The 12,261-nt window shown below is 48.1% G+C and carries 14 protein-coding genes; 3 read left to right on the forward strand and 11 right to left on the reverse strand.

The genetic code is table 11. The annotated features are described in order from the left end of the window. Position 1: 1 nt before the first annotated feature. Positions 2–433, reverse strand: a complete 432-nt coding sequence (locus BZJ17_RS05015) for a CidA/LrgA family protein (protein WP_046075946.1) — start codon at positions 431–433, stop codon at positions 2–4. Between the two features lie 415 nt (positions 434–848). Here BZJ17_RS05015 and BZJ17_RS05020 point away from each other — a divergent pair, with 415 nt between their 5' ends. The 3 genes from BZJ17_RS05020 to BZJ17_RS05030 all read left to right on the forward strand — a co-directional run bounded on the left by BZJ17_RS05020 (position 849) and on the right by BZJ17_RS05030 (position 3,373). Then, positions 849–1,112, forward strand: a complete 264-nt coding sequence (locus BZJ17_RS05020; protein WP_051503382.1) for a helix-turn-helix transcriptional regulator — start codon at positions 849–851, stop codon at positions 1,110–1,112. A 12-nt stretch (positions 1,113–1,124) separates the two neighbouring features. After that, positions 1,125–2,372: a HipA domain-containing protein gene (locus tag BZJ17_RS05025; protein ID WP_077639988.1), complete on the forward strand. Its 1,248-nt coding sequence runs from the start codon at positions 1,125–1,127 to the stop codon at positions 2,370–2,372. Between the two features lie 98 nt (positions 2,373–2,470). Further along, positions 2,471–3,373 carry a LysR family transcriptional regulator gene (locus tag BZJ17_RS05030; RefSeq protein ID WP_077639989.1) on the forward strand — a complete coding sequence of 301 codons (903 nt, stop codon included), beginning with the start codon at positions 2,471–2,473 and terminating at the stop codon, positions 3,371–3,373. Positions 3,374–3,814: 441 nt separating this feature from the next. Here the strand turns inward: BZJ17_RS05030 and BZJ17_RS05035 are convergent, their stop codons facing one another. The 10 genes from BZJ17_RS05035 to BZJ17_RS05080 all read right to left on the reverse strand — a co-directional run bounded on the left by BZJ17_RS05035 (position 3,815) and on the right by BZJ17_RS05080 (position 12,194). Further along, a complete protein-coding gene (locus BZJ17_RS05035) occupies positions 3,815–4,714 on the reverse strand; it encodes a hypothetical protein (RefSeq protein WP_077639990.1) in 900 nt (299 codons plus the stop codon). Between the two features lie 95 nt (positions 4,715–4,809). Next, positions 4,810–5,289 carry a hypothetical protein gene (locus BZJ17_RS05040; protein ID WP_077639991.1) on the reverse strand — a complete coding sequence of 160 codons (480 nt, stop codon included), beginning with the start codon at positions 5,287–5,289 and terminating at the stop codon, positions 4,810–4,812. Positions 5,290–5,341: 52 nt separating this feature from the next. Then, the gene (locus tag BZJ17_RS05045; RefSeq protein ID WP_077639992.1) at positions 5,342–6,058 is read right to left on the reverse strand and encodes an SDR family NAD(P)-dependent oxidoreductase; all 717 of its coding nucleotides are present in this window, start codon (positions 6,056–6,058) and stop codon (positions 5,342–5,344) included. A gap of 565 nt (positions 6,059–6,623) precedes the next feature. Continuing rightward, positions 6,624–6,866 (reverse strand): type II toxin-antitoxin system ParD family antitoxin, encoded by a 243-nt coding sequence (locus tag BZJ17_RS05050; protein ID WP_069588744.1) that lies wholly within the window; start codon positions 6,864–6,866, stop codon positions 6,624–6,626. Between the two features lie 163 nt (positions 6,867–7,029). Then, a complete protein-coding gene (locus BZJ17_RS05055; RefSeq protein WP_077639993.1) occupies positions 7,030–7,911 on the reverse strand; it encodes a metal ABC transporter permease in 882 nt (293 codons plus the stop codon). Beyond that, positions 7,908–8,753, reverse strand: coding sequence for a metal ABC transporter permease (locus tag BZJ17_RS05060; protein WP_077639994.1), 846 nt, complete (start codon positions 8,751–8,753; stop codon positions 7,908–7,910). The genes BZJ17_RS05055 and BZJ17_RS05060 overlap by 4 nt, the downstream gene beginning before the upstream one ends. Further along, the gene (locus BZJ17_RS05065; RefSeq protein WP_077639995.1) at positions 8,750–9,631 is read right to left on the reverse strand and encodes an ATP-binding cassette domain-containing protein; all 882 of its coding nucleotides are present in this window, start codon (positions 9,629–9,631) and stop codon (positions 8,750–8,752) included. Before BZJ17_RS05065 ends, BZJ17_RS05060 begins: the two co-directional genes overlap by 4 nt. Then, positions 9,618–10,475, reverse strand: a complete 858-nt coding sequence (locus BZJ17_RS05070) for a metal ABC transporter substrate-binding protein (RefSeq protein WP_277868791.1) — start codon at positions 10,473–10,475, stop codon at positions 9,618–9,620. The genes BZJ17_RS05065 and BZJ17_RS05070 overlap by 14 nt, the downstream gene beginning before the upstream one ends. Before the next feature lie 199 nt (positions 10,476–10,674). Next, positions 10,675–11,382 (reverse strand): HAD family hydrolase, encoded by a 708-nt coding sequence (locus BZJ17_RS05075; protein WP_077639997.1) that lies wholly within the window; start codon positions 11,380–11,382, stop codon positions 10,675–10,677. Between the two features lie 38 nt (positions 11,383–11,420). Then, a complete protein-coding gene (locus BZJ17_RS05080) occupies positions 11,421–12,194 on the reverse strand; it encodes a transporter substrate-binding domain-containing protein (RefSeq protein WP_077639998.1) in 774 nt (257 codons plus the stop codon). Positions 12,195–12,261: the final 67 nt, after the last annotated feature.

Genomic DNA, 12,261 nt, shown 5'->3' on the forward strand with positions numbered 1-12,261 from the left:
CTTAGCACTCCGGTTTTAAATCAGGATGATGCGTGTGGTGATGGTTACTGCGGCGGCGCGCCATTTTAACCTCAAAACGATACACTTTATCGACCACCCAAGCGGTTGACGCAATCACCATCGCGGTACTTAAAATCAGAACAACCATGATCTTACCGCCTTCTTGCAGCAATAAATCTTGGTAGTTGACCACCGCCACCACTGCCGGCACAAAAAACAGCAACATCTCGGCTAACAGCCACGCCGCCCCGCGACGTAACCAATCAGCCCGGACAATTTTCAACATCAATGCGCCTAACAACAGCAACATACCGGTGAGGTTGGCTGGTAGTGGAATAGCAAAGGTTGTGACCAACCAATCAGACAAAAACCAAATGCCCGCTAAGACAAAGACTTGCAGTAAGGTAAGTAAGGCGTTTTTAATCAATTGCATCGAAGGCGTGCCAAGAATCTGTGAGATGGCTCATAGTTTACGTCTTGGCAGAGAGTGAATAAAGTGACTTTTTTTTATTTAAACTATGCCAAAATGGCATGATTTGTTGAGCGATAAAGCTGCGTTAGCGACGACCTAGTCCCGTGAGGAATCAGTTTTTCGTCATACATGCCTGGTACTAAAAGTGAAACTATGTTTTCATATATCTCCTTAAAAATAATTTATAGTTTCATTTTTATGGGTAGTCCGTCATGTTGTCTTTGACAAATCGAGTCTTAGCAGATTGTCTTTGATTTCTTTTTAATGTGAAACTATATTTTTACATATTGAGTTTTTATCAAGTTTTAGTTTCATTATGATGAAGTATGATAAGGAAGCGCCGCCCAAGCGTGGTGCCACTGTGTTCCCGCGGCAGATGAAAATATTGCATCAATTGGGTGAAAACATCTTATTGGCGATGAAACGTCGAGGGATCAGTCAAGATAGAATGCATCAGCGCACAGGGATCTCGAAACCAACGCTACGAAAAATCACAAAAGGCGATCCGACAGTGTCGTTAGGCCATTATGTTAATGTGCTCGCCGTACTCGGTTTATTAGACGATCTAGGTAAAGTCGCGCTCGATGATGAACTTGGTAGGAAGCTGCAAGATATCGAGTTGTTGAAAACGAGACGATAGGGCATCAAACGAATGGAAATCTTTGTCTACGCCGATTGGATAGAAACTGAGCCGCCCTTGTTTATTGGGACACTGAGAGCATCGCGAATCCGTGGTAAAGAGCATTTCAGCTTTTGCTATGACAAGACCTGGCTTAAATCTAAGTATGCTTCTCAAATCGATCCTTGCCTTCATTTATATAGTGGCGAGCAGCACGCTGAAGATGACAAAAACTTCAAGATATTCTTGGATTCTTGCCCTGATCGATGGGGGCGCTTGCTGATGCAACGTCGAGAAGCTGTTATAGCCCGCATTGAGGGACGTAGAGCGAACACATTATACGAAACCGACTATCTCCTCGGTGTTCATGACTCGTTTAGAATGGGCGCTTTAAGGTTTTGTACCGAGCATGGTGGCAATTTTCTTGACGACAATGACGATCTGGCGGCTCCAGCTATGACTTCACTCGCGGAGCTAGAATGTGCAGCGCAAGGCATCGAGGACAAACCTGACTTTGATAATCCTGATTACCTTAAATGGTTGAATATGCTTATCTCGCCAGGGTCATCGTTGGGCGGAGCTAGGCCGAAAGCTTCTGTAAGAGGTGTCGATGGTACTTTATGGCTGGCAAAGTTTCCAAGTCGGTATGACGATTATGATATTGGCCTGTGGGAATACTTAGTGTACCAAATGGCCTTGGACTCTGGGATCAATATGGCTGAATGTAAGGTGCAGGCCATTGGCTCAGACCACCATATTTTCCTGACTAAACGATTTGATCGTACCGATGACGGTAGGAGACTGCACTTTACGTCAGCAATGACACAGCTTGAATATTTCGATGGCAATGATGATGGAGCGAGCTATTTAGAGTTAGCGGAATATCTTATCCAGAACGGCTCTAATACGCGGGCGGATTTGGCACAGCTTTGGAGACGTATGCTGTTTAATATCATGGTTGCCAATAGTGACGATCACCTACGTAATCATGGCTTTATTTTTGACACGACAGGTTGGCGACTGTCACCCGCTTACGACATCAATTCAACACAACATGCCCACGGTCTGCACTTAAATATTGACGACAAAGATAATGCTTTAGATATTGACCTAGCGTTTGAGGTGGCAGAGTACTTTCAACTCGATGTGAAAACAGCTGACAAGATTTATCGTCAAGTCGCCCAGGCCGTGTCGAAATGGGAGCGCTTGGCAAAAGAAGCAGGCATCAAACGCGGTGAGCGAGACTTGATGAGAGACTGCTTCATGTTACCGAAAGCGTAACCTAGTGACGCATGGTAAGAAGTGCCAGTTCCTCTGCTTTTTTCGCCATCAACTATGCCAAAATGGCATGGTTAACGATTAGGTTTTAAGGGCCGTTTATGGATATTCGTGCGTTGCGCTATTTTATTGCTCTGGTGGAAAAGCAGAGCTTTACTGCCGCCTCGGCGTCGTTGCATGTGACGCAACCGACAATCAGTAAAATGGTGCGTAACCTTGAGCAAGATGTGGGTCAGCCGTTGTTGCACCGAGAGGGAAGGCGGTTTTGGTTAACCGATGCTGGTGAGGTGGTGTATCAGCGCGCGCAGAGCATTATTGCTGAGTTCGAGCAGCTAAATTCCGAGCTGGACGATCTCAACCAATTGGCGCGCGGTCAGCTTAGATTGGGGATGCCACCGATGATAGGGCCGCTGTATGCCAATGTGCTGCGTGAATACCGCCAACGCTACCCAAATGTCGCGCTTAGTATTGTTGAATACGGGGGACGGCGCACCGAACAAGCATTGATCAATGACGAGATTGATGTGGCAATCACCATGCTCACCGACACCCAGCCCGAGTGCTTGCAAAGCTTACCCTTACAAACTCACCCCATTTATGCAGTGCTGCCCAACCAAGCCGTGTGGCGTGCGCAAAAAAGCCTGACATGGCAGGCTGTTAAAGACGAGCCGTTTTATCTATATAGCGCTGAATTCACTCTAAGCGATCGGATTATTGCCCGTTGTGAAGAGCACGGTTATCAGCCCACCATTGCCGCGCGTAGCAGTCAGTGGGATTTTTTAGCCGCCTTGGTGAAAAGTGGTGCAGGGGTAGCATTTTTACCTGCGCCCTTATGTCAGCGCCTCAGCGCCAGCTTGGAAGACAGTGAGTTATTGCTAGTGAAACCGATAAGCCCGGCGATTGAATGGCAACTGGGACTAGTCTGGCACGGCGAGCGCTATGTTTCACGCACCGCCGAGGCCTGGATGCAGTTGTGTCAGTCGACGGAGGTGATGGATACATAACAATTACTTTCCCAAAATTGTTCCACCGAAAGACAGAGCTGTCGCGTGGATAGAAAGCGACGTTAACGATTGAGTTGTGGCAAGGGTAGCAGTGCGAGATTGTACGATGGGACGCAAACCTAGGTGTTGGTAAGTTAAAGGTGTAAAACGGAAAAGCTCTAATTGCTAGGTATTATTCTTTAAGGAGGGTTACAAAACGTTTAGTCTTCTTTTTGAATAGCGTCTGCTTGGGTTAACCGAATAATGTCTAATGGCCCTGTCACATGATTGCAGGCAGCGGTGAGACCGCAGTAAGAGACCTTCTATATGTGTTTGCCGTAAGCAATGACTTAATGGCGGAAATGACAGAATGAAGTAGACGACTTTGCTGTTCGAGAGCATTGGCTGCTGCGCAGCCAAAAAAATGCTATTGCCTATTGACCGGAGAAGGGCTCATATGTGTTAGCAATATGACTCCACAGGCTTGGAAAAACTGTATGCGCCAGTCAAATGCAAAGATTTTGCTATCTTGATTGTACAATTACTTTCAAAATACTCCTCTTCTTCATCCCATACATCTTTCATATGGAAGTAGTCGTGAGATTGAAAGCCTTCGTTAAAATTGAAAAGGATTGCTTGAATGTAAACAGCACTTGCCCTCGAAGCGTGAAAAAGGAGATTTAACAAATTTCTCTTTTTATCTTCACCTCCCCAATATTCTGGATTGTCAATTATTGGGAAAACACCATGGGCAATATGATTTCGTAGGTTTCTGATTAAATGCAAACCAGCGCTATTATCAGTTTCCTTCACATCATCTATGCCATTGACCCTTAGAGAAAAGTGGTCAATGTACTTTCTAAAGGTTATCTCTAAGTTTTTCATTATATGAAAAAAATTGTCAGGCAAAGAATCTTTAGGAAGTAGATCGATCACTACTGTTGCTCTCATGCTTGGCTCTCGAAGCCGTTTATTTTGGGGCATGTTAACGACAACATCCAAAGAGTGATATTCTTTGTCAATAAACCGATAAGCCTCTTCCATTGCATTCGCAACGTACATAAAACGAGTCAATGCAGTAGAGTATTGTGTGAAATGTTCCTCATCTAACGCCTCATCGTCAATATCTGAAGGACAGTAGATTTCTGACATTTCATCTCTATATCGCCACCACTCCATATCAACTCTTTTTAAATGAGCAGCAAGTTTTAACCAGTCACCAATAACTGACGTTTTCACTATTCGAGTACTACCATGTTGAGTAAACTCAACTGAGTTACCCAAATATTTACAGAGTTCCGAAAGCTCAAAAAGATGTGACTCTAAGGGTCTATTTTTTGAGCAAGTTGGACACTTCGTCATTTACTACTTCCTTTTTATAATATCGCTAACGCCCAGCTCAGCGGGCAATTGGAGCGCAGCGTAAATTGATCCGCTGCAGCTGCTTGTTAGAAGGATTAGTGCTCATAGCTTTGCTTAACCTCTTCGTTCAATTCGATACAAGCTTTGATAATTTTTAGCGAAGACCGTACAAGAGCCTCATTTCTTCCTGATTCGGCTTCCCCTATAGGAAGAAACTTTCCGCCGTGGAATAGGTTGTTTCTCACCGTTCGGACAAACCTAATAATTTGCTGTGTGGTTCTCTGTTTTTGATCTAAGAGCTGTTCTTGGAAGATAACTTGTCCGTTTAGGAGCACTTGCTTTCTTGGCGGTGAATTTAATAGTAAATCCTTTGCTGCAATTAATTCTTCGGAAGCCAACTGATCAAATTGTTCGTGAATCTTATTGGCGAATCTATCCCAAGCAGGCTCAACCTTATCTTCATTACCTAATGCATATCCAGCTGACTTCAAAGCATGTTCCATCCGCGCAAATGTCGCCACGAATTCAATGGCTAAGTCTGCAGGCATGTGTAATTTTTGAAATAAGTGATTCACTTCAATTTCCTTCTAACGCTCCAATCACGCGCCTTTCGCGTGCATTGGCTTGTTAACTGATGACTTTAAGATAAAGTTTAAATGGCATGCACGATACAAGGAATCCAACAAGCCTCCATCTTTTCGTAATATAGACAATTCTTCTCCTTTTCTTAATTGCCTTGAATATTTGTCTTGCCGCTTTTTCAACTGGAGCCATCCAAAAAATACCTTCGCCTTTGGCCATAGCAGTGTCAACAAACCCTGGCCTGACATCTGTAACAACAATATTGTGACCTTCCATACGAGATCTACAAAGAACACCTTCCAAATAATTGGACATATAAGCTTTTGATGCATTATAAGATGGACACGGCCCACCTCTCAAAGCCATAATCGAAGATGTAGCCACAATATGCCCTTCTTTTTTGTTAGCGAAGTAGTGGTATGCTACATTCGCCAAGGCGGTAAAACCCGCCACATTTACCGCCACTGTTTCAAGCTCACCAGAAAGAGGAAATGTTGGATCGACATTTCCAGTCCCTGAGTTGATTACGACAACGCTGACATCATCCATCTCTCTAAGCAATTCTTTAAATGCTTTCACGGCTTCAGAAATTTCAGCTAGATCCATGGTAGTCTTGAAGCATTCTCCAGGTAACTCTTCCTCAAGCGAATCCAATAGTTCAGACCTCCGACCTGTTATTCCAACAACATAGCCATAAACTGACATTTGCTTAGCGAGCTCACGCCCAATTCCTGAAGTAGCTCCAATTATGATAGCCTTCATTGAGTCCTCACTAAAAAGTTAACATTGTATTAGTGCGCATGCACGATTTCCCAAAACCGTTATACGCACTTTTTTTCATCTAACCAACTGAAATAGATGGAGTCTATTGCCTCTCATACATATCTCTTTTCCGCGAAAGTGTGCATGCCGCCTATTTCTACTCAGGAATTCACACTATCCCCAAGCGTGAATCTGTAAACACATGACTAATAGGCTCTTTTTTTCATCCATTCTGGGATAGTGTGAATCTATCACGGATAAACGCGCATGCTTTGCGTTTATCTAGCCGGTAAACAGGTTGACCATCCTGTGTTTTGCCACGCTACCGCCAGTCAGTTGTCGGCACCTAACACGCCATTGAGTTGGTAGATTTGGGATTAGTCTATCAAGGGCTGTTTTGGTTTTCGTGCGTTATTGTCCAAAGTGTTAGGTAAGCCATGTTTTGTGAGGTGGGTACAAGAAGTTGGTTAGAACACAAGGAGCGAATTGGGTTGGTGGGGTGAAGTGCGCGATTAGAACGATTTTAGTATGTCCGTTTTGGCGGCGATAGTCAGCGTAAATGGCTTCATTGCGTGTCTTCGGCATCGATTTCTTGGATAAAGTTATCGATGTCGTACTCAGCATCGCCACTCTGTTCGCCCTCCACGAGAAGTTGACGCAGTGTATGCAGTTTTGTCTCTTGGTTTTCGAGTAAACGCAGTGCGGCGCGAACGACTTCACTTGTCGAGCTGTAACGCCCTGTTTCGATTTGGCTAGCGATAAAGCCATCGAAGTGTTCACCTAGGGTAATACTTGTATTCTTTGCCATGGTTAAAACTCGTTGATACCAATATATACCTAATTATGGTATTTGGCGTGCGTTAAGGCAAGATGACGGCCATGGGCGATAAAACCTATGCGACGAGCAATGTGCGCGAGCTCTTTCTCGCGCACTGCTGAGGATGGGGTGCCGCTGTGTTCGCCGATGCCGATTAGTGCGATTGCGCTGAATGCGTTGTCGCAGAGCGCGTTGCTTTTGTGGTTTGGCGCGTCGGCTGTGGGCGCTGTTGGTTGCGGTGGATTTGATATTGCTGCCATGCAAAGGTCACAACAAAACAGCCGGTGAGTAGCAATACAATGGTCGGACCGGGTGCGCTGTCGAGGTAAAATGACAGGGTCACGCCGCCCACGGCGGTGACTAAAGCAATTGCACAGGCAATCCATAGCATGCGGCTAAATTGTTTGCTGAGCATAAACGCGGTGACGCCCGGTGCAATCAACATCGCTACCACTAAGATAATCCCTACTGCATGTAACCCGGCAACAATGGTGGCAATCATTACCGAGAGTAAGAGCCAGTGAAGCTTTTGTACCGGGAGCCCGAGCACGCTGGCTTGCGCGGGGTCGAACGAGAGCAGCATTAAATCTCGCCCTTTAAGCAGTACAAGCGCAAGCACGACTAAGCCGGTGATGGCGGCGGTGAGTAGCTGTTGGTGGTTAATCCCCAACAGGTTGCCAAATAGAATATGGTCAAGATGCAAATCAGACGGGAACTGGCCTTGCAAAATCAGCCCCAGGGCGAAAAAGCCAGAAAACACAATTCCCAGCAAGGTGTCTTCTTTCACACGGCTATTTTGTTTGAGCCAATGCACACTGGTGGCGCATGCGGAGCCGGCGGCAAAGGCGCCGACAATCAGCGGCAGGCCAAACAAGTTTGCTAGCACCAATCCCGGCAGCACCGCGTGTGCCACGGCATCGCCAATTAACGACCAGCCTTTTAACACCAAATAGCATGAAAGCAGCGCACAAGGCAGCGCGACCAAGACGGCCATCAGCAAGGCATCTTGCATAAAAGTCAGTTGATACGGATTCATTGCAGTGCCTCCTGACGTTTGGCGCGCCGCGCGAGGATCCCGTGTTTGGGGCCGAACACAAAGGCGGTTAAGAAGAGTCCCACTTGGGCCAGCACAATCAGTGCGCCGGCGTTAAGGTTGGCGAAATAGCTGATATACACCCCAAACAGTGAGGTGAGTGTGCCGATGACGCCGCTCAGCACCAACACGGGCCCGAAGCGATCACTCAATAAATAGGCGGTGGCGCCGGGGGCGATCACCAAGCAAATCACCAAAAAGGCACCGACACTTTTAAGTGCCGCCATGGTGCAAGCGCTGAGCAGCGCAAAAAACAGCATCTTGAGCCCTACGACTGGCAAGCCAATGCAGCGGGCGTGGCTTTCATCAAAAAAGGTCAGCATAAAATCACGCCATTTCACCGCCAGTACGGTGAGGCTCACCAAGGCAATGATCAGCATTTGCACCGCATCGAGCGGGGCAATGGCGAGCAAGTTGCCCAGCATAATTTGTTGAATATCGACCGCGACGGGCGAAATCGAGACTAAAAACAGGCCGAAGGCGAAAAAGCTCGAAAAAATTAAACCGATGATCGCATCTTGTTTGATGTGGCTGCGTTGATGCAAAAACAGCATCACGCTCGCGGCCATGCCGCCGGCAACAAAGGCACCGAGCGAAAAGGGCAAGCCCAGCATATAAGCGCCGGCAACGCCCGGTACAATCGCATGAGAGAGGGCATCGCCCATCAGCGACCAGCCTTTGAGCATCAAAAAGGCAGAGAGCAAGCCGCACACGCCGCCAATCAAGGTGGTGACCAGCAATGCTTTTTGCATGTATTGATAGGCGAGGGGATCGAGTAAGCTCATTCGCGCCGCTCCTGCGCGCTTTGTTCGCGCTTGCCGTACACTACCAAGGGACGTTCATCGTCGGAAATCACCGACAGCTCGCGCGGATCGGCATCTTGGTGGAGTTGATCGCTAGGCATGACATACTGGCGCAGTTTGCCGCCAAAAATGGCACTCAGGTTCTCGGTGGTAAACACATGCTCAGTGCGTCCGCCTGCCACCACCGCGCGATTGACCAGCACGGTGCGATCGCAAAAGTCAGGCACGGTGCCAAGGTTATGGGTGGCGATTAAAATGGTTTTGCCCTCGTCTTTGAGTTCGAGCAACAAACGCATAATCGACTCTTCACTGGTGACATCTACGCCAGTAAAGGGCTCATCCAGTAAAATCAGCGGGCTGTGCTGAGCCAGCGCGCGGGCGAGGAAAACGCGCTTTTTCTGTCCGCCGGACAGTTCACCAATTTGGCGCTGGCGAAATGCACTCATATCTACCCGAGCCAAGGCCTCATCCACCGCTTGATGATCCGCCGCTTTGGGGCGACGCATAAATGACATCTTGCCGTAGCGGCCCATCATCACCACGTCTTCCACTAACACCGGGAACGACCAATCGATCTCTTCCGATTGAGGCACATAAGCGACCAAGCCTGCTTTTTGCGCTTGCTTAATGGGAGTACTGTTGACCGCAATGCTGCCACTGCCGGGATTCACAAACCCCATGATCGCTTTAAACAAGGTGGATTTGCCGCTGCCATTGGCACCGACTAGGGCAGTAATGGTTTGCGCTGGCAGCGAGAAGCTGGCGTGTTCAAGGGCACACAGGCCGTTTCGATACACGACACGCACCTCGTTGACATCTAACACACTGGGCGTGCCGTCGGTTAAATCATAGTGCGTCATGGCGTAACCCCGCTAACACGGTTTCTGTGGTAACTGTCAGTAAGGATAGATAGTCAGGCACGGGCCCGTCAGCTTGACTGAGCGAATCGACATATAAAATGCCGCCATAGTGTGCGTCGGTCTCCGCGGCGACTTGTTTGGCGGGCGCATCAGACACGGTGCTTTCGGAAAAGACAGCACGCACTTGGTGTTCTCGCACGGTATCAATCAGCGCGCGCACTTGTTGCGGTGTGCCCTGGCGCTCGGCGTTAATCGGCCATAAATAGGCTTCGTTGAGGTTTAAATCACGCGCGAGATAAGAAAACGCACCCTCACTGCTTACCAACCAACGCTGGGACTCGGGGACAGCGGATAAGGCATCTTGCGCACGCGCGAACACGGCTTGAATTTGCGCCTTGTAGGCTTTGGCATTGGCTTGGTAGTGCGTTTGGTTGGCAGGGTCGTACTTAATCAGGGCTTGCTCGATGTTATCAACGTATCGCATCGCATCAGAGGGCGACATCCACGCGTGTGGGTTGGGCTTCCCACGATACGGGCCCGAGGCAATCACAATCGGCTCCACCCCGTCAGATAAGATCACATTCGGCACCTTATCAATGTGCTGGAAAAAACGTTCGAACCAGCGCTCTAAGCCTAACCCGTTCCACATCACCACATCCGCACCTTGCGCACGCAGAATATCTCCCGGAGTGGGTTGGTAATTGTGGATCTCCGCGCCGGGTTTAGTGAGAGACACTACCTCGGCATGCTCGCCCGCTACGTTGGCGGCCATATCCGCGAGAATGGTAAAGCTGGTCACCACTTTTAGCTTGTCCGCGTGTTTTAATTGGTCGGCGTGCGCCATCGGAGAGAGCAAGAGCGCCGCAATAATTAGCAGGTGTTTTCTCATAAGCGTTAATCTCGTTCATTATGCGTGTGACTACGGCGTGAGGTCGCCAGCCGATCATACGTTAAAGATAACGGTTATGATAATCATTCTCAAGTGAGTGTTGTTAAAAAGGGCACACGAGGCGCCCTGTCGTCACGTTTCCTGTGATCTTTTACTAATCACGAATGGTGTCGTAGCGAGCCCATTCCATAATGGTCCAATCTTTTTCTTGGGCATGCAGGCTTAAGTGCGGGTCAGGGTTAACCGCAAAAGCGCTGTCAACTTGCTCAAGCAAGGGGACATCCCAGTGCGAATCACTGTAACCGTATGTGTGGCCGACCGTGTCATGACGGTCAGATAGCCATGCCTGCATGTAGTCATGCTTGCCACGAAAATCACGCACGCAATGGGATATGCTGCCTGTATACACACCATTTAATGTTTCAAGCTCAATCGCAATCACGGTATCGAGTTTGAGTAGTTCGCCAATCGGCCTTGCCAAGTGTGCGGCGGTATTCGATACCAGCACACAGTGATCGCCTCGTGTTCGGTGCCACTCGATGCGCTCTAACGCTTGTGGCACTACCACGGGAGCGACGCGCTGATCGATAAAGTCGGTCGCCCATGCAGCCACAGTTTGAGTGGATTTTCCTTTAATTGGGCTCAACTGCACTTGCATATACTGCTCAAGGTTGATGCGGCCTTTTTTAAAATCCAGATACGCCTGTTTTTCTTGGTCGACCACGTTTTGCGGGGCGAGATCGTACTGGCAAAGGTATTCCAGCCACGCTTGCTTGGTGTCGGTGGCAATCAGTGTTTCGTCTAAGTCGAAGAATGCAATGTTAATCGGAGAAGTCATAGCCAAACTGATGTAATGAGACATTGATAGGCATCCTAACCAGCAAGTATGACGATAGGGTTTCACTCTGCAGTCACATCGTCTGGTAAGAGCAGCCCGTATTTTTGCTTCAAATCGTCAAAGGTGCCATTCCGTTTGATTATTTCTAACCCGCGGTTAAAGGCTTGAATATATTCTTGCGCTTTAGGGTTGGCTTTGCCGGCGGTGACATGGATATGTTGTTTGATCATCGGAGTGGGGGAAAAGTGAAAATCATCAGTATTTAGGTTTAAGGGTTCGAGCTCGTGTTGCATCACAAAGCGATTGCCCACGGCCAGATCGACCCGTTTGGCAGCGAGCATTTGTAAGCTCGAACTTAGCGAGGTGGTTTCCACCCGTTGAAAATAGTCCGCGTCTAAAAACCAAGACTCATAGCCATATTCGAGTACACTGGCAACCCGTTTGCCGGTAAGGCTTTCTGGGCCAGTGAAGTCAAACGCTGTGTCTTTTCGCATCATGATATCGATATTGGTTGCGAAATAGGGGTCGCTGTAGAGCAGAAATTCACTACGTGCGTCTGTGTACCAAGTGGTGGTGATTAAGTCGATTCGCCCATTTCTGACTTCGTACAAGCCACGCGCCCAAGGGAAGAGTAAGAATTTGGTGTCATAGCCTTGGGTAGAAAGGGCTGCGGTCACCACTTCGACAGAGAAGCCCGGTTTAGCCGTATCTCGGGTGACGTAAGGAGGCCAAACATCGTTGACTGCGGTAACAATTTTCATCGCCCCTTGTGCCGGAAGTGTGGCGAGACAGAAAGCAAAAACGAAGAAAAGACGCTTAAAAGAGGTGAGTCTCATARACAGGCATCCTTATCGTTTAATGGATATCATCGCCAGACCAAGGCGTCGCTTTTCATGAGTATAG

Origin of the sequence: Salinivibrio sp. IB574, assembly GCF_001996205.1 — a bacterium.
Lineage (GTDB): Bacteria > Pseudomonadota > Gammaproteobacteria > Enterobacterales > Vibrionaceae > Salinivibrio > Salinivibrio proteolyticus.